This window comes from Paenibacillus sp. Soil724D2 (genome assembly GCF_001427935.1).
GTDB lineage: Bacteria > Bacillota > Bacilli > Paenibacillales > NBRC-103111 > Paenibacillus_E.
Genome location: NZ_LMRY01000045.1, coordinates 102,441 through 120,426, shown reverse-complemented (window position 1 = coordinate 120,426; position 17,986 = coordinate 102,441). Strand labels below are relative to the sequence as shown.

General features: G+C 43.5%; 15 protein-coding genes. 13 read left to right on the top strand and 2 right to left on the bottom strand.

Annotation, left to right across the window (positions count from 1 at the left end):
• The first annotated feature begins 36 nt into the window (after positions 1-36).
• Genes ASG85_RS27445 through ASG85_RS27435 form a run of 3 tightly spaced genes read left to right on the top strand, consistent with a single transcriptional unit; the run spans position 37 to position 2,030 of the window.
• Entirely contained in the window at positions 37-228 is a 192-nt protein-coding gene (locus tag ASG85_RS27445) for a hypothetical protein (RefSeq protein WP_060648356.1), read from the top strand.
• A gap of 10 nt (positions 229-238) precedes the next feature.
• The gene (locus ASG85_RS27440; protein WP_060648355.1) at positions 239-1,459 is read left to right on the top strand and encodes an MFS transporter; all 1,221 of its coding nucleotides are present in this window, start codon (positions 239-241) and stop codon (positions 1,457-1,459) included.
• A gap of 10 nt (positions 1,460-1,469) precedes the next feature.
• On the top strand, positions 1,470-2,030 hold the full coding sequence (locus ASG85_RS27435) for a sugar O-acetyltransferase (protein ID WP_060648354.1): 561 nt from the start codon (positions 1,470-1,472) through the stop codon (positions 2,028-2,030).
• A gap of 135 nt (positions 2,031-2,165) precedes the next feature.
• Here the strand turns inward: ASG85_RS27435 and ASG85_RS27430 are convergent, their stop codons facing one another.
• Positions 2,166-3,215: a LacI family DNA-binding transcriptional regulator gene (locus ASG85_RS27430; protein ID WP_060648353.1), complete on the bottom strand. Its 1,050-nt coding sequence runs from the start codon at positions 3,213-3,215 to the stop codon at positions 2,166-2,168.
• A gap of 547 nt (positions 3,216-3,762) precedes the next feature.
• Between ASG85_RS27430 and ASG85_RS27425 the strand changes: the two genes are divergently transcribed.
• The 7 genes from ASG85_RS27425 (at position 3,763) to ASG85_RS27395 (ending at position 11,962) form a co-directional block, all read left to right on the top strand.
• Positions 3,763-4,698: an ABC transporter permease gene (locus ASG85_RS27425; protein WP_060648601.1), complete on the top strand. Its 936-nt coding sequence runs from the start codon at positions 3,763-3,765 to the stop codon at positions 4,696-4,698.
• A gap of 18 nt (positions 4,699-4,716) precedes the next feature.
• The gene (locus ASG85_RS27420; protein ID WP_060648352.1) at positions 4,717-5,598 is read left to right on the top strand and encodes a carbohydrate ABC transporter permease; all 882 of its coding nucleotides are present in this window, start codon (positions 4,717-4,719) and stop codon (positions 5,596-5,598) included.
• Between the two features lie 48 nt (positions 5,599-5,646).
• Entirely contained in the window at positions 5,647-7,248 is a 1,602-nt protein-coding gene (locus ASG85_RS27415) for an ABC transporter substrate-binding protein (RefSeq protein WP_060648351.1), read from the top strand.
• A 78-nt stretch (positions 7,249-7,326) separates the two neighbouring features.
• Positions 7,327-8,817, top strand: a complete 1,491-nt coding sequence (locus ASG85_RS27410; RefSeq protein WP_060648350.1) for a glycoside hydrolase family 32 protein — start codon at positions 7,327-7,329, stop codon at positions 8,815-8,817.
• Between the two features lie 30 nt (positions 8,818-8,847).
• Complete coding sequence (locus ASG85_RS27405; protein ID WP_060648349.1) at positions 8,848-9,723, top strand: ROK family protein; 876 nt, start codon at positions 8,848-8,850, stop codon at positions 9,721-9,723.
• A gap of 123 nt (positions 9,724-9,846) precedes the next feature.
• Positions 9,847-10,965 carry a Gfo/Idh/MocA family protein gene (locus ASG85_RS27400; RefSeq protein WP_057305743.1) on the top strand — a complete coding sequence of 373 codons (1,119 nt, stop codon included), beginning with the start codon at positions 9,847-9,849 and terminating at the stop codon, positions 10,963-10,965.
• A 118-nt stretch (positions 10,966-11,083) separates the two neighbouring features.
• Positions 11,084-11,962, top strand: a complete 879-nt coding sequence (locus tag ASG85_RS27395) for a phosphotransferase (RefSeq protein WP_235550247.1) — start codon at positions 11,084-11,086, stop codon at positions 11,960-11,962.
• A gap of 240 nt (positions 11,963-12,202) precedes the next feature.
• Here the strand turns inward: ASG85_RS27395 and ASG85_RS27390 are convergent, their stop codons facing one another.
• On the bottom strand, positions 12,203-12,739 hold the full coding sequence (locus tag ASG85_RS27390) for a hypothetical protein (protein WP_156396854.1): 537 nt from the start codon (positions 12,737-12,739) through the stop codon (positions 12,203-12,205).
• A gap of 239 nt (positions 12,740-12,978) precedes the next feature.
• Here ASG85_RS27390 and ASG85_RS27385 point away from each other — a divergent pair, with 239 nt between their 5' ends.
• From ASG85_RS27385 to ASG85_RS27375, 3 genes are all read left to right on the top strand, one after another.
• Entirely contained in the window at positions 12,979-14,772 is a 1,794-nt protein-coding gene (locus ASG85_RS27385) for a sensor histidine kinase (RefSeq protein ID WP_060648346.1), read from the top strand.
• A complete protein-coding gene (locus tag ASG85_RS27380) occupies positions 14,750-16,348 on the top strand; it encodes a response regulator (protein ID WP_060648345.1) in 1,599 nt (532 codons plus the stop codon). Before ASG85_RS27385 ends, ASG85_RS27380 begins: the two co-directional genes overlap by 23 nt.
• A 272-nt stretch (positions 16,349-16,620) precedes the next feature.
• On the top strand, positions 16,621-17,952 hold the full coding sequence (locus tag ASG85_RS27375; protein ID WP_060648344.1) for an ABC transporter substrate-binding protein: 1,332 nt from the start codon (positions 16,621-16,623) through the stop codon (positions 17,950-17,952).
• The last annotated feature ends 34 nt before the right edge of the window (positions 17,953-17,986 follow it).

The following is a 17,986-nucleotide window of genomic DNA, read 5'->3' as shown; positions in this document are numbered from 1 at the left end:
AGTCTGATCGCAGTCATGAACCCGGAGACGATTGCTTTGACCGGGAGTCTAGTCCAGCCAGCTGATGTGGAGATGATCCGGCATGAATGTCTGAAGTATATTCCAGAGATGCATATGCCGCAACTGAAGCTGCTTGAGTATCCGGAGGAGGATTACATGTATGGATTGATTACAATGACACTGGAAAGCCTGGACTATTCACTGAAACTTGTAGAGAAACGGAAGTGAAGCGAAATATATGACATCTCTTTTCTACAAGAATCCCAGACTAGCCCGTAATATCTTGTTTCTGCTATTTGCCCTGCCGGGACTGTCCTTTGCTTCTTGGATCTCCCGTACACCTGCTGTTCGGGATTTGCTTCATATCTCTACTGCCGAGATGGGTATCATAATATTCATGGCTGCAGCGGGAGCCCTAATTGGTCTGCTTGCGGCGGGTTCAGTTGTCGCACGAATAGGTGCACGACCTGTCATAATGGGTAGCTCTTTAATGATTGTGATTGGATTTGTAACTAGCGGAATCGGTACGGCCCTAACGAATTTGCCTATCGTTATAGGGGGCTTGATCATTTTTGGTTGCGGTTACGGTTCTGCGGAGGTCGCACTAAATGTGGAAGGTTCTGCTGTCGAGAAGGCATTGAATCGAACACTTTTACCGGCCTTTCATGGTTTTTTTAGTGTAGGGACACTCGTTGGAGCGGCTACCGGCGCCGGGGCTGTGGCCATTCATCTCCCGATCGTGGCCCATTTCTCGATCATCGCTCTGTTGATGGCCGCAGCTGTATGTTATTGCTATCGTTACTTGCCAGAGGATACAGGAAAGGAGCATGTGGATACTTCAACTCTAAAGAGTTCGGCTTTTAAACAGCAGTTAACGGTATGGAAAGAAAAACGGACATTGTTTATTGGTATTATTGTTTTGGGCATGGCATTTGCCGAGGGTTCCGCTAATGATTGGTTGCCGTTGGTTATGGTGGATGGTTATGGGGTTAACTCGCTGGCAGCTTCCTTTATCTATGGCTTGTTTGTAGCAGCTATGACCCTGGGACGATTTACTGGCGGATGGATTCTGGATCGTTATGGAAGGGTGTGGGTCTTATCGGGATGCGCCATTGCGGCCTTTCTGGGATTAACGTTAGTGATCTGGGGCCAGCATTATTTTGTAGCCTCGGTAGGTGTCGTTTTATGGGGGCTTGGAGCCTCGCTTGGTTTTCCGGTGGGGCTGTCGGCGGCAGGAGATGAACCTCAAGGTGCTGCTGTAAGAGTCGGAGCCTTAGCTACGACGGGCTATATCGCAGCTCTGGCGGGTCCGCCTGCGCTGGGCTTTCTGGGAGAGCATTTTGGGTTATTGCGTGCACTGATTGCTGTACTTATTGGTATTATCATCTCAGGATCTCTGACCAGATCTGCCAGACCATTACAAATTCAAAATACTTCACTTCATGATGAGAGAGGATAGGGTGTATAACATGAAAACAGAAAAACAAAAAATGCTGGATGGCGAACTATATATGGCTTGGGATCCTGAACTTACGCGTGAGCGGGAATATGCCAGACGGATGACGCGCATGTACAACCAGACTACCGAAATGGATGGAGAGCTGCGAGTACGGATACTTAAAGAGCTGTTAGGATCGACTGGGAATAACTTGGGTTTGGAGCCAAACATCCGATTTGACTATGGCTACAATATTTATGTTGGCGAGAACTTCTATACAAACTTTGACTGTACTATCCTGGATGTGTGCGAGGTTCGGATTGGCGATAACTGTATGTTCGGGCCAGGAGTTCACGTGTATACGGCTACACATCCTGTAGATCCGTACGAAAGGATCAAGGGACCGGAATATGGAAAGCCGGTAACGATTGGCAACAATGTATGGGTCGGCGGAAGAGCGGTTATTAATCCAGGTGTAACTATTGGCAATAATGTCGTTATTGCTTCTGGAGCCGTGGTAACCAAGGATATTCCGGACAACATGATTGTTGGTGGTAATCCAGCGAGAGTGATTAAAAGAATTGATGTATAAATCCGACGCTGTCACGATAAATGCTGTTGTGAATCTGCAATCTGCGGCCAACTTTAAATGTTCTAAAGCAAGCTGAAGTAATAATTTAAACCGCTGCACCATTCATAGGGTGCAGCGGTTTATTGTTTAATAGTTTCATAAATTAGATTCGTTTAAATTCCCCGTAGATTCACGGAATATCGGCTTCGTTTGAACATGAGTAATTTGAGGTGGCTTGAGAGGGTTCTCAACCCTGGACAACAATATTTCAGCAGCCAGAATTCCTATTTCTTCTCTGAATATATGGACGGTTGATAAATGAGGTTCTACGATCTGCGACTCAGGAGAGTTATCAAAACCGCAGATAACCATATCCTCCGGTATTCGTACATTTTTGTTTTTTAAAATCCTCATCACGTTAATGGCAATAAAATCATTCGCACAAACAAAGGCAGACGGAAGGTTGTTCATGTTATCCAACCGGTTCTCAAACCATTTAGGATCCGCAATATATCGATCTTCTTCAACTATGCAAAATAGGTGGTTAAGCTGCAAATGAGATTCTAGTAACGCCCGATTAAATCCAGACCATCTTTCATTAAAGCTTTTACAATGATTATAGTCGCCAATAAAGCCAATATTTGAATAACCATTATCGATTAATTTCTTTGTCATTAAATAAGTACTATGTTCGTTTTCCATTAGAATGATATCTGCATGAAGTTCGGGATAAAAGATATCCGCTGTGGAATCTATAAAAATGGTTGGGATCCCCAAGGAATTGATTAATTGGGTGTATTTCTTGTCAAATAACTCAATACAAACGATTCCGTCCACTTTTTTAGTGTCGAAATTATTAGGCAGTACTAATGAAGAAATGTCCGATTCTCGAACAATGTGAATGGAGAGATTAAAACCATCGGAACTGATTTTTTTCTCAAGTCCGCTTAGCGATGAAGCCCCAAAATGACTATTGCTCGGCATATTTGACGTTAAGAGTGCAATGTTGCCCGTATTTTTGGTGGTTAACGTGTCCGTATCAATAAGAGCAAACTGTTTATAATTTAACTCAATCGCACGTTTTAATACCTTATTTCTTGTTTCTGCAGGAATACTTTCACTGCCATTTAGAGCTTTAGAAACAGTATTCCTGGATAGCCCTAAGGAGTCCGCGATATACTGTATGGTGATTTTTTCTTTACTCATGTGCTTACTCCTTTAACGAACAACTACAGTTCGCAGATCAATGGATGATTAGTTTAAAGTAAATGTATAATATTATAATTAAAGTGTCAATTCAAAATGTTACAATTGAACAAATATCAACTCAGAAATTAGTGCATTTGCAAATTGATGAAAATTCGCTAATTGTGCAAATTAATGTAAACAAATGCACAAATTAAGTTGTGCAAATGAATCTGTAAATTGAAATTATATCCTCCGTACATTATGTTTTATTGTTCAAAAGAAGAGAAAACCAATAAAAACGAACGAATTATTCGATTTTTAGTGAGAATATGCATCTTATTTTGTTTGCAAATGAACAAATTATATAAAAATTATGTTGACTAAATTAATTATTTTGTGTAAATTGAAATTGTGGTCAAGAGAAGAGACGAAGAATGTAAGCCCTTACTTTTATGGGATCTACATGTGAAAAAGCACAAACGTTTGAAGTGATTTGTGCAATTGAAAAATTTTATGGATATTTAGTTAGGGGGGGACAATCTTGCAAGAAGTTGCGAAGGTTGACATGAGAGCTGTTAAACAAAGAAGTCATACATTTATAAGTAAAATCGATTATATGAGGAAAAATCCTTTTCTGTACCTACTGATGGCACCAGCCTTCATCCTGACGATCATATTTAAGTACGTACCCATGTACGGGGCGGTCATTGCTTTTAAAGACTTTAGTCCGAGCAAAGGGATTTTCGGCAGTGAATGGGTTGGATTAAAGCATTTTACGAAGTTTTTAACCTCACCCAATTTTGAAGTTATTTTCATGAGCACGCTGAAACTTAGTGCTTATGGACTCATACTTGGTTTCCCGGTTCCCATCTTATTAGCGCTCATGCTGAATCAATTACGGAAAGCTGGTGTTAAAAAAAGGATTCAATTGGTCTTATATGCGCCAAACTTTATATCGGTTGTCGTTGTTGTCGGGATGCTATTCGTATTCCTATCGCCGGTAGGGCCGATTAATAAGATTCTAACCCTGATTACTGGCCATCCTATTAATTTTATGTCAGACCCGGATTATTTTCGGACGCTTTATATCTTATCTGGCATTTGGCAGGGAGCGGGCTGGTCATCGATTATTTATGTAGCTGCATTAGCCGGCGTTGACCCCGAGCTCCATAATGCTGCAACCATTGATGGAGCTAACCTGCTGCAAAGAATCAAACACATCGACTTGCCTACGATTAAACCGGTTATGGCAATCGTATTCATCTTAGCTGCCGGCGGCATTATGGCAATTGGATTTGAGAAAGCCTATTTGATGCAAACGGCAATGAATGTTCCAACTTCAGAGATCATTCCAACCTATGTGTATAAAATTGGTTTGCAAGCAGGAAATTACGCTTATTCCTCTGCGGTTGGTCTATTTAACTCCGTTATTAATGTCGTTTTGCTTATCCTCGTTAATATTGTCGTGAAGAAATTAAATGAAGGTGAAGGCCTCTATTAAAAGAGAAGGAGATGCCGTATGAATTTTAAGCCTACTAGATTGGACCGTTTTATTCTGACCATCAATTACATTCTATTGTTCTTTGCTGTATTGATCGTTGTAGTTCCCTTAATTTATGTAGTTGTGGCGTCGTTTATGGAGCCGACTGCACTATTAAATAAAGGGATCTCCTTCCATCTTGCTGATTATAGTGTTCAAGGGTATAAAGTCATTTTATCGAATCATGCGATGATTCGGGGATTTGTAAATGCTCTTTTTTACTCCGTCGCGTTTTCTTTTGTTACCGTCGTTGTCTCCATTTTTGCCGGCTACCCTTTATCGGTTGCTGGTTTCGTAGGTAAAAAGTTTTTTACGATCCTGTTTGTCATCACCATGTTTTTCGGCGGGGGATTAATTCCAACCTATCTGGTGATAAAAAACTTGGGAATGTTAGATACGGTATGGGCGATCATCCTACCAACGGCTGTAAATGTTTGGAATATTGTTTTGGCAAGGACCTTCTTTAGTGGAATTCCGAACGAATTGAACGAGGCAGCCAAGGTTGATGGCGCATCTGAGGTGCGTATTTTCTTCAAGATTGTTCTTCCTCTATCTAAACCAATTATTTTCGTATTAGCCCTATATGCATTCGTAGGTCAATGGAATTCTTATTTCGACGCGTTAATTTATTTGAAAAGTGCTAATTTGCTGCCTCTACAGTTGGTTTTAAGATCTATCTTAATTCAGAATCAAGTAAATCCTGGCATGATTGCGGACCAATTGGCTATGGCAGAACTGAAACGACTATCTGAGATCATTAAGTATTCGTCCATTGTCATTTCCAGTCTACCGTTACTTATTATGTATCCTTTTTTCCAAAAGTATTTTGAAAAGGGTGTTTTGGTCGGTTCATTAAAATAATGGATCGGCAAACATATAGGTTTTCCAAAAAAGAGGAGGGTTATTCTTATGAAACATTCCCAAAAGGCATTATTCATTTCTATGGCGGCATTATTGGCAGTAACGGGGTGCAGCAGCAGCAAAGAATCAGGCCAGCCGGCAGCATCAAGTGCTGCCCCAGGTACAACAGCGAAACCTGCTTTGAAGTTTATGACACAAAGCTCGCCGCTAGCTCCCGAAGATCCTAATAAAAAGGTGATATTCCAACGTCTAGAAGAAAAGACGGGGATACACATTGATTGGGAGAATTATCCTTGGGATTCGTTTGCGGAGAAGAGGAATTTAGCGATTGCCAGCGGGGATCTTCCTGATGCGATTTTCGATGCAGCTTTGGGTGACTACGATTTGCTTAAATTGGCAAAGGACGGAACCATTATTCCGCTCGATGACATTATTGAAAAACAAATGCCAAATTTCAAGAAGGTTTTGGAGAAAGCGCCGCAATATAAATCGATGATTACGGCCCCGGACGGTCATATTTATTCGTTCCCATGGATTGAAGAGCTGGGTGCCGGTAAAGAAAGTATCCACTCAGTAGATGACTTCCCTTGGATTAACGTGGAATGGCTAAATAAATTAGGCTTGAAGATGCCAAAAACGACGGAAGAATTAAAACAAGTTTTGATTGCTTTTAAAACAAAAGACCCGAACGGTAATGGAAAAGCGGATGAAATACCTATGTCCTTTATCAATAAAACCGGCGGAGAGGACTTGGCTTTCTTATTCGGCTCATTCGGTCTGGGCGAAAACTGGGACCATACAGTTGTCAGTGATGATGGAAAGGTTATTTTCACATCTGCTGATAATAGCTTTAAGGAAGGCGTCAAGTTTCTAAATGATTTATATAAAGAAGGTTTAATGGATGTTGAAGCGCCTACGCAGGATTGGAATACCTATCTAGCTAAAGGAAAAGAAAATCGTTATGGTCTATATTTTACATGGGATAAGGGAAATATCACAGGCATGAACGATAAATATGATCTTATGCCTGCGCTTGAAGGGCCGAATGGTTGGAAAAACGTAACGCGAACGAACGGAATGGGACTCGATAGAGGAAGAATGGTTATCACCAAAGCAAATAAAAATATCGAAACGACTGCAAAATGGATTGATTCTCTATACGATCCGACACAATCCGTACAAAACAACTGGGGCACTTATGGAGATAAAGCACAGCAAAATATCTTTGAATTCGACGAATCTAAAAAAATGCTGAAACATTTACCGTTGAACGGAACGTCTCCTTGGGAATTGAGACAAAAAACCTTTGTTGGCGGACCATTGGCGATTTTGGATTCTTACTATGGCAATGTTACGACGAAGCCAGACGATGCGGCATGGAGATTGGACCTAATGAAAAAAGTGATGGTCCCGGACATGAAGGCAAAAAATATTTATCCAAAAGTGTTCTTCTCTTTAGAAGAATTGGATCGACTTTCTGCGATTGAAACAGATATGTTTGCCTATGTACTGAGAAAACGGACTGAGTGGATTCAGAATGGGAAAATTGATGCTGAATGGGCTGGTTATTTAAAAGAATTGGACCGTCTGGGTCTACAAGATTGGTTGAAGATTAAACAAGCAGGTTACGACAGAAACGTAAAAAAATAAATTTTGTATTAAATCGCCGGAGCGGATCGAGTATGAAGGTGACGCTCTGGATTTTTTTAAATAGAGGGAGTGGAAGAGATGTCAACTGTTATGTATAGAGAAAAGTACCGACCACAGTTCCATTTTACGCCGCCGGCTAAATGGATGAACGATCCAAATGGAATGGTATATTTCGATGGGGAATATCACTTGTTTTATCAGCATTATCCAGAAGGTACAACCTGGGGACCGATGCATTGGGGACATGCGATCAGTACGGATTTGACCCATTGGGAGCATCGCCCGATTGCGTTAAAACCTGATCAAAATGGTTTCATATTCTCCGGTAGCGCAGTGGTGGATTGGGAGGATACCAGCGGATTTTTCTCTGGTAAGCCTGGTCTGGTTGCTATTTTCACCCACGCGGACCATTATCCGGATTCCGAACGACCGAGACAGAGGCAAAGCCTTGCTTATAGTTTGGATAAAGGCAGAACGTGGGTGATGTATGAGGGGAATCCTGTGTTGTGCAACGAGCAAATAACGGATTTCCGGGATCCTAAAGTATTCTTGCATGCTTCAAAGCAGCAGTGGATCATGGTACTTGCAGTGGAAGACCGTGTTCATTTCTATACGTCTTCCAATCTAAAGGAATGGTCTTTTGCAAGTGAATTCGGTGCCGCAGAGGGCTCACATGACGGAGTATGGGAATGTCCGGACTTAATAGAGCTACCGATAGAAGGTCATGCTGAAGAAACGAAATGGATACTGATCGTCAGCATCGGAGATCATCCACAGATGGCAGAAGGCTCAAGGACACAATATTTTGTTGGGAGCTTTGACGGAAGTACATTTACGAACGATGCTTCTCCTGAAAACGTCTTATGGTTGGATCACGGAAGAGATAACTATGCCGGTGTAACATGGTCGGATGTTGATAGATCGGATAAAGGAAAGCTGTTTATCGGCTGGATGAGCAATTGGAAGTACGCAAATCTCACTCCGACAAGCAGTTGGAGAAGCGCGATGACGCTGCCACGGGTGCTTTCCCTGAAGAAGGGGGCATCTGGAATGCGCTTGGTTCAAAAGCCTGTGACGGATTTGCAGAAGCTTCGGTTAGAAGCACAGATTTGGGAAGAGGTTATGGTTAGCCCCGGTCAAAACATACTTTCGGACGTGCACAGCGATACCTATGAGCTCGAATGTGAAATCGATTTGGGCGACGCATCGGAAGTTGGTTTTAAGCTTCGGAATTCGGAGCGGGAAGAAACCGTAGTCGGCTATAACACCGCCATGCAGAGATTGTTTGTTGACCGTTGCAACTCCGGTGAAAGCGGATTTCATGATGCATTTGCTTGTAAGCATGATGTGCAATTGGAGCTTCAAAATGGACGACTAAAGCTGCACCTATTTGTCGATAACTCTTCCATTGAAGTATTTGCAAATGACGGGGAGGTTGTGATTACCGATCAAATTTTTCCGGATCCGTCCAGTACAGGTTTGGAATTATATGTGCTTGATGGAAAGGCCAAGGTCATTTCTCTAGCACTTCATCCATTGAAATCGATCTATTCGCTTGTGACGGTATAACAAAGTGACGATGATTGTGAGGGAAACGAATTGTTATTAGGTGCTATCGAAGGCGGCGGGACAAAGTTCGTATGCGGGATTGGGACGGCAGATGGCGAAATTCTTGACCGCATCTCTATCCCAACAACGACACCAGAAGCTACGCTTGGCAATGCGATGGATTTCTTTGCAGCAAAAGAGATACAAGCAATTGGAATCGGAACCTTCGGCCCGATTGATGTGAATCCGCAGAGCCATGCTTATGGTTCCGTAACAAAAACCCCAAAGCCGCACTGGAGCGGTTACCGGATCGTAGAGCATTTGAAGCGGTACTTTGACATCCCTATTGGTTTTGATACTGATGTGAATACAGCTGCCCTGGGGGAAGCAACATGGGGGGCAGCAGCAGGATTGAACAGCTGCCTGTACATGACGGTCGGAACCGGGATCGGTGCGGGTGCCATCGTTGAAGGCAGGCTCGTTCATGGTTTGACCCATCCAGAAATGGGGCACATTCTTATACGGCGGCATCCGGATGACAGCTATGAAGGACACTGCCCCTTTCACAAAGATTGTTTGGAAGGATTGGCGGCCGGACCGGCGTTGGAGGATCGTTGGGGATCGAAGGCGTTTGAACTTGGAGATACTCATTCTGCTTGGGAAATAGAAAGCTATTATATCGCTCAGGCACTAGTCAATTACATTCTCATTCTTTCTCCGGAGAAAATCATTATCGGCGGCGGCGTTATGAACCAATCTCACTTATTCCCGCTTATACGCGAACAAGTTCGTAAACTGTTGAACGGTTACGTACAGCATCCGGCTTTTTCAGATGACAATGATAATTACATTGTACAACCCGCTCTAGGCGGCAACGCTGGTCTTTGCGGTGCTCTGGCCTTGGCTAAACAAGCTTTGGATATTTAGAAATAGCACACCAAGAAATTACCGGAAATTAAAGATACCTCCATCTATTCATTATGTTGGAGGTATTTTTCCTTTAGATGTACACAAAACATAGAAACAATTACTATTCGGGAGGTTACTTAAATGAAACTTGGATTCATCGGTTGCGGAGTTATTTCAACTGCACACTTGGAAGGTTTGCAACAATTAAAAAATGAAGGCAAGAAAACGTTTGATTTAACAGCTGTTTGCGATCTTAGACAGGATCGAGCTGAGGAGTTTGCAGCGGAAGTGGAAAGACGGCTCGGAAAGCGGCCCGAAGTATATACAGATTATCGCCGGATGCTGGAGGAAGGCCGATTGGATGCGGTATCCATCCTGCTGGATCATGATTTGCATCATACCGTTGCGGAAGATTGTTTTGCTGCGGGAGTACATGTGCAAATGCAAAAGCCGTTGGCTATTTCGCCTTCCTTCGGACGGAAGATGCTTGCAGATGCGAAAAAATATGGCAAGGTTATGACTCTATCTGAACCAAGCGTATTGGGAGCTGACAATGTTGCAATGGCAAGAGCGGTGAGAGAGGGTATCATCGGCTCCGTCTACATGATTATGGACTATGCGACAGTTACACTTGGGCGTAAATATTTTGCCGGTACGGCATGGCGTCATATGAAAGGAAGAGCGGGAGCCGGATGGATTAATGATCATGGTGTCCATCGCACCCATTTTTTTACTGAAGTGAATGGTCCTATTAAAGAAGTATTCTCATATAAGGAAATATTCGAGAAAGAGTTGAGCGACGGGGAAACCATTATACGTCCTAGTGGCGAAGATACGTCGGTAACGGTGTTCCGTTTTGCAAACGGCGGGCTGGGACACTGGATGTGCAGTACTGCCGCGCATGGGGAAGGAACCGGCGGGGTGTGGATTTACGGCAGCAAGGGCTGCTTCCGTCCGGGACAGCATGCAAAGCTGGAAGACGGGACACATATCCCGATGTCTGAAATTATCGAACGTTATGCGCCCGATATTGTACAAAATCCGTTTGCGCATTCTTATGTGGAATTATGGGAAGCAATAGCGGATCAAAAGGAGCCGATTTCGAGCGCTGGACGGGGGCTTGAAGCCTTAGGCGTCGTATTTGCGGCACTGGAGTCAGCGACAATTGGCCAACCAGTTAATGTCCAAGATATCATACTCGGAAAAATGCACGCATATGAAGATTCGGTGATAGAGGAAATGAAATCTTTCGAGAAGTAGCTTTTACAAGAAACACATTTATGATGCGCTGGCCCGTATATTTCACAGAATTTGTTGGAAAGGTTTTCAAAAAGCATAAAATCAATCGTATTTCCGTTGGGAGGGGATTCTGTTGAACATGAAAGTTGAAGAAATTATTCGCGAAGTACCAGAGCTAAGCCATGAATTCTTAAGTTTTGATAATCTTAGTGGAGGGCTATGCAACCAAACCTATAAGGTACTAACCAAACTGAGTACATACGTTCTTCGCATCAATAGCAGACAAAATGAGTATTTGAACCTGACACGCCGCTCTGAAATAGAAGTGATGAAGAAGGCAAACCGCGAAGGATTTGCTCCCAGGGTGATTTCCAATAATCATCCGGAACAATTTGTAGTCACGGAATTTATTGAAGGTCGAATGCTTGAGAAAGATGATCTGAAAGACAATCATATCAAAGAAATGATTATGGATCGCCTCAAACGAATACATCGTATGGAAGGTCAAGGCAGAACATGTACTCCTTACGATTTAATTCATGGATATTTGAAAGGTGCAGATCAGTTTCAAGTCAAGCATCCTGATGGATTGAACCGAATTTTGCATCGAGTAGAGAAAATCGCGCATATGAGGAGTAATGACAAAGAATATAACAACAAATTCTGTCACAATGATTCCTTTTTATGCAATATGATCTATACAGGCCAACAATTGCAAATTATTGATTGGGAGTTGTCGGGAGTCGGAGATGTGTTTTTCGAATTGACGCTCATTCCGTTTACAAACCAGTTCAGTGAAACAGATGAGCGTGAGTGGTTAAAGTTATACTTCGGATATTTTGAGGAGGAAACATTCCACATTTTTCAGGATATGAAATTCGTGTCGATGGTTCGAGAGGTTGCGTGGGGAATGTTTTACAGTGGACTTACTAAGGCGGAAAGTCACCATGACTTTGATTATTACAAGTTTGCCGAATCTTGCATCCAGCGAATAGAGCATGGGATTTATCAATTATAATGGGGTGTAGAACGGGTATGTTAGTTAATAATACATGTTCTACAAAGAAAGGGCCATCCTGCAAAGGATGGCCTTTACATTTGCAGATACAGACAGCTCACTGAAATATTAGGGGGACAACGCCAGCGTGGAATTGTCATGAATAAATAATGTGCACAAACATAGCGAGGCCGCCGAGTTATCAATTGGCGGCCTCGTTACGCTAATAGGCAGTTACTGGATTAAATTTCATTTACTACTCTACCAATCTCTCACTGGTGCACAACCTCGCATCCAATGCCACTCGCTTTCTACTCGAAAGGCACTCGGCCATCCATGAGGTGGAGACTCCCATTCCCTGAAATCAAGGATGCATTTGCAGAATGCTTCAGCGTTGGTAACACTGTGGTTTTGTAGTAATTGGACGGTAAGTTCCGTAAAGTTTTCAGGCTTATCTGGCGCGTTCTGAAGCGTCTTCATAAACCACTTGTGATACGGATATAGGATTTTGTTATAGGCGAGTATCATTCTTCCCCCATAAAGAACTAAATCGCTTACGGCCCAATCAAGTAAATACGGATCGTCTCGCTTCCCGGCCTCAGAAATGTACCATCGAAGAGCCTCAAAGTGAGCGTAAAATGTTTGGATACGATGCATTTGTTCTGCAACAGGATATACAGCGATGTGGGTCAATAGTGTCGGAATCTCAGTGGAATGCGAGAAAGCAAGAATTGCATCTGTAAAAGCCGCTCGACTCGGCTCATTACCGTACTCAGCTACCTGTCTCAGGTAATTCAAGTTGACCACCCAGCCATCAACATATCCTCCTGGATAATTGCATAGGTCTGTGCGAAAGTAGTGAAATTCGTGGATCTTCTCACGGCGTTGAAACTCCTTATCTGTACAGAGGAAATTAAGCTCACGAAGACGTATTTCTTAAAAAAGCGCACTTCCACATTAAATTTCAACGGTAGCATCGTGTGCGAATTCTGTTAAAATAGACGTATTCTAAAACGAAAGAAAGAGGCGGCTCACTGATGGTGTCGAACCCTTTTCGGCTACACAAAAGCATTTTTGCTAAATTTACACTCTCTTTTATTTCGATAGGCCTTATCCCTCTACTCATTCTCAGTTATATTTCACTTCAGACGTTCAGTGGCTTTATGGAGCGTTATGCGACGAACAATTATGAGCAAATGCTGCTGTTTGCAAGCCGAAATGTGGATGATATGTTCGTTAAGTACAATAACATTTCCAAACTAATGTACTCCTACGGGGTAGGCGGACTCTATGGCCAATTGGGACAAGCGATTGCAGCGCAAAGCAAGGATAAAGACATCCGCTTGTCGATGACGATCAACGATTTCTTGCAAACGGTGTTGTATACAGAACGTAACCTGCAAAGTGTCTTTTTTGTTCTGCCGAATGGAACCTTTCAAAGCTTATCTAAGAACAACGTAGCCCTGGATTACCAATATCAATTCCCAAGAGTTGAATGGAAGGATCAGTTGAAGCTTAATCGTAACGATCTCAACTTTTTTCCGACGCATAAGCAGGATTATTTTCTTGGGGCAACGGATCAAGTCATGACGTTTGGGCGCAACCTAACCGATGTGTTGGGGGCATCCAAGGTCGAAGGCGATATGGTCGGTAGCTTTTATATGGATGTAGGACTTGGCGTATTTAATGAGATTTTTAAGCAAATGGTTCTGAATAACCGGGATACGGTCTATGTCGTGGATAATCAGGGGATTATCCTTTACAGCAATCAAATAGAGCTAATCGGTACTGTTTTCCATGCGAATACGTCGGATGATTTCTTGCATTTACAGCAGGATACAGCAGTGAATAGCATCAAAATTGTCGGCGAGTTTTATAAAAAAGAACTGTTCCTCAAAGTCGAGCAGCTCATTCGGACGATTACGATCGTCATTGGCCTGTGTATGATTTCGTTGATTGTGGTAGCGGTCTGGTTCTCTAATCGCTTCTCCAACCCGATTCGCAGTATTACGCGAGAAATGGCGAAAGTGGAGTCCGGCAATTTCGATACGAAGGTGACCGTCAAGACAGCGGATGAGCTGGGGCTTCTGTCCCATGGTTTTAATAAAATGGTGGGGCGGCTGAAGGAATACATTGACGTTGTGTATGTTGCGCAGATTAAGCAGAAGCAAGCGGAGCTAAACGCACTGAAAAGTCAGATCAGACCGCATTATTTGTATAATACATTGGAAGTCATTCGGATGAGCGCTGTTGCGGAAGATGCGAATGAGGTGGGCGATATGATTTTGTCGTTATCGCACCAGCTCAAATATGTACTCGATTATGGCGAAGAAACCGTTACAATCCGGGCAGAGAAAGCGAACTTGGAGCAATACTTTCAATTAATGGTTATCAGGTACGGAGAGCATAGGCTAGGCCTTGACTTCCGGTTCGATGCGGACTTGATGGACTGCGCCATTCCGAAGCTCTCACTGCAGCCGATCGTCGAAAACGCCATTTATCATGGCATTATGCCGAAGACGGGGAAAGGCACAATTCGCATTTCGATTGAAAAGCTTTCGGACAACCTGCTTGGTGTCACGGTGGACGACGACGGTGTAGGGATGAGCGAGGATACGCTTGAACTTGTTCGTCAGAAGCTGGCTGAGGGCAGCTCGCTGGATACGGGAAGCAGTATAGGGCTCATCAATGTCCATGAGCGCATTGTGGCGCTATATGGGCAAGGTTTTGGTGTAGAGGTCAATAGCAGTCAACATATTGGGACTACCGTCCGTTTTGTCATTCCTTTAACGAAAGAGGTGAGCGTCCGTGTTGAACGCCATTCTAGCTGATGATGAACCGATGATTATCAAAGGGTTAAAAAAGCTCATTCCGTGGGAAGAGCTCGGCATTGTAATCGTGGGTGAGGCCATGACTGGCAGAGGTTTGATGGAGCAGATTGAACGCAAGCAGCCTGATCTCGTCATCACGGATATAAGTATGCCGGACGGCTCAGGCATCGATGTCATTAAAGAAGTACAAAGGCGGCAGCTTCGGACCAAAATTATTTTTATCAGTGCGTACCAGGAGTTTTCCTATGCCAAGGACGCGTTAGCCTTTGGTGCAGTCGATTATTTGGTGAAGCCGATCGAGAAGAGTCTGCTGCTCGAGGCGGTGGGCAAAGCGATGACGCAGCTGCAAGAGGCGAATGAAGATCAATCCTCCAAAGGAAAGCTGGCCGTCTATGAACAAAAGGATAAGAAGACACAGCTCGAGGAGCTGTTCGACAGGCTCACTCAAGGGGATATTCGGTGGGAGGAAGCGCAGAGTAAGTTTCAAGCCTTGAACTCTCCGTTCACGGATCCATGTTTCAGCGTGCTGTATGTGGAGCTTGCGCATGTGCAGCTACAGGACGGCAGGTGGGGGGAGCACGAGAAGCGTCTGTTAGTGTTTGCGGTATCCAATCTAGCGGAAGAACTGATCCATCTATATGGCAGCGGCCTTGTCATTCGAAAAGGCGAAAATTTATGCGTCATTGTGAACCATATGCGTGTAGAGGATGATTTGCAGCGTCTCGCGAGCGAAATGCGAAATAAGATTTTATTTTATCTTAAAATTCATGTGACGATTTGTATCGGTATGCCGGCCCTCAGCCTGCAGGATATTCGGCAATCCTATAAGTCGGCCGTTGAGACGATGAACTATAGCTATTTTGAAAAGGAAGGGATGGTTCTGTCATGGTCACAAAATGAGCGGCGTGGCGGTGAAGATCAACTCTTAGCAGATGCCAAACACGCTGTGATTAAAGCGGTCATTGCCAAGGAAAAGCAGCAGGTGCAGGAGCTGTTGGTAAGCTTTTTTGAACATGCTGCAACCAACGCTATTGGTCGTAAAGAATCCGCGGTATTAATCGTACATGCCATGCTGACGGACTTAATGGAGGAGATGTTGGCTGTCGGGATCGACCTTCAGGTGTCGTCGGAGCAGCGGAAAGATTGGCAACAGCGGTTGCATCAATTTTACCGTTTTAGTGATCTAACAGATTTCATAACGGGTCTCATTTTGGACATACTGGAACAAGTAAGCACGGCAGGAGGCAGCCGCGAAGCGCAGCAGATGAAGGTCATTAAGGAATACATTGAGGAGCACTATAGCGAAAATATAACGCTGGAAAGCATGGCTTCCCAAGTGTTTATGAATCCGTATTATTTTAGCAGCTTCTTTAAGAAGCACACGCATGAGAATTTTAAGCAGTACGTCACAAACATCCGGATGAAAAACGCAGTCCGGCTGCTCTTGCAAACGGATCTGCTCGTTTACGAAATTGCGGAGCAGGTTGGCTATCATAATCCACGGCAATTCAGTGATATGTTCAAGAAAAGTTATGGCAAGCTTCCGCACGAATATAAGAGTCAAATCAAAGGGTAAATCGTCGGAATTCTGTTTTTCTTAGAGACAGCTTCTGCTTTAGCTTCGATTCGAAGCATGGGCAGAAGCTGTTTTTCCATATAGATGAAGATCTTTGCATTCGTTTTCACTTTCTTAAATTCATGCATATCGAGCTTAAAAAACTTCATTCTAAACGATTTGGGCGTATGTTAGTCTTAAATCAAGGAACAAAACAGCACAAGATGAGTCGAAAGCACACCGCTTAGGTTGTTCAAAAGAAACTAGATACTAAAGGGAGATTACTTTCAACTATGGTTAAAACTTTTTCCAAAGTACTCGTAGGCTCGACAGCATTAGCACTCATTTTGGCAGGATGCGGAAACAACAGTGATTCCACAACTCCAACGTCAAGTGGCAAAGCTGCAGCAACAGCGGCTTCGAAGAAAGATGTTACTTTCAGCGTTATTTATGCGACAGGCGATCCAGCGACCAAACAAGCGGTAGCCGATTCGATTGCTGCTTACACGAAAGCGAACCCGAACGTCAAAATCAAAGATTTAAGCGAAACAACGACAGCAGCTTATCTGGACTTCTTGAAAACAAAAGATGCCGTTGGTGAATTCCCAGACCTTGTCGAAATGCGTGACACGCAACTATTCGCGGATGCAGGCAAGCTGGCTGAACTTCCAAAAGATTTACAAGATTTGTTTGAAAGCGTACCGCAAGTAAACGGCAAAGTGTACAACGCGCCAATTTCGCTTCCTGCTCCACAAGGGATTATTTACAGCAAGAAAGCTTACGCTGATGCAGGTATTACAGAAGAACCTAAAACATATGCGGACTTTCTCGCAGCTCAAGAAAAGCTGAAAGCAAAAGGTATTTCACCGATCGTTGTCGGCGGTAAAGACATTTTCCACTGGGGCTTCTGGGTCAATAAATTCCTAATAGATGAAGTGTTCATCAAAGATGCGGATTGGAATTCCAAGCGTTCCGAAGGCAAAGTAAGCTTCACGGACGAAGGTCCAGCGAAAGCGATGCAGCTTATGACAGATCTATTTACAAAAGGCTACGTAGATAAAGGTTACATGAGTACGGCGGACAACCAAACGGCTTCCATGCTCGTGACAGGTAAAGCGGCAAGCTTGTTCTCCGGTCCTTGGATGTTCCCAACGATCGCTCAAGCAGATCCGAAATTTGATTTCGGTTGGTACCCTGTACCGGATCAAAAAGGTGAAATCAACGTTGTAGGTCTTGCACAACCAGCTGGTTGGTCCTTATCTGCTGCTGCAGCGAAAGATCCAGACAAAACAGCGGCGATCTCGGATTTCATTAAATTCTTCTTCAGCAAAGAGCAATATCCGAAATACTTGAAAGTTGCAAGCGCAATCCCATCTACAAAAGAAAAAATGAACTATGAAGCTTCCCCGCAATTGCAAGAAGTGTTGGCGATGATGGCAGATCCTAACGTTAAAAAATCGCTTCAAATCAATAATTTCTGGGGATCTAACCAAATACCTCCGCAATTCCGCAACTGGTTCTATAAATCCGTTCAAGACTGGTTAGTGAAAGGTGATTTCAGCGCAGATCAGTTGAAAAAAGCGGATGCGGAGTGGGATACCGAAGTGAAAGCAATGAAAAAATAAGAACGAAAAGGCTGCAAACGGAGAACCTCTGCGT

Coding starts and splice junctions, on each gene's coding strand:
- ASG85_RS27440 (WP_060648355.1), top strand. CDS start 239: ATGACATCTCTTTTCTACAAGAATCCCAGACTAGCCCGTAATATCTTG.
- ASG85_RS27435 (WP_060648354.1), top strand. CDS start 1,470: ATGAAAACAGAAAAACAAAAAATGCTGGATGGCGAACTATATATGGCT.
- ASG85_RS27430 (WP_060648353.1), bottom strand. CDS start 3,215: ATGAGTAAAGAAAAAATCACCATACAGTATATCGCGGACTCCTTAGGG.
- ASG85_RS27425 (WP_060648601.1), top strand. CDS start 3,763: ATGAGAGCTGTTAAACAAAGAAGTCATACATTTATAAGTAAAATCGAT.
- ASG85_RS27420 (WP_060648352.1), top strand. CDS start 4,717: ATGAATTTTAAGCCTACTAGATTGGACCGTTTTATTCTGACCATCAAT.
- ASG85_RS27415 (WP_060648351.1), top strand. CDS start 5,647: ATGAAACATTCCCAAAAGGCATTATTCATTTCTATGGCGGCATTATTG.
- ASG85_RS27410 (WP_060648350.1), top strand. CDS start 7,327: ATGTCAACTGTTATGTATAGAGAAAAGTACCGACCACAGTTCCATTTT.
- ASG85_RS27400 (WP_057305743.1), top strand. CDS start 9,847: ATGAAACTTGGATTCATCGGTTGCGGAGTTATTTCAACTGCACACTTG.
- ASG85_RS27395 (WP_235550247.1), top strand. CDS start 11,084: ATGAAAGTTGAAGAAATTATTCGCGAAGTACCAGAGCTAAGCCATGAA.
- ASG85_RS27385 (WP_060648346.1), top strand. CDS start 12,979: ATGGTGTCGAACCCTTTTCGGCTACACAAAAGCATTTTTGCTAAATTT.
- ASG85_RS27375 (WP_060648344.1), top strand. CDS start 16,621: ATGGTTAAAACTTTTTCCAAAGTACTCGTAGGCTCGACAGCATTAGCA.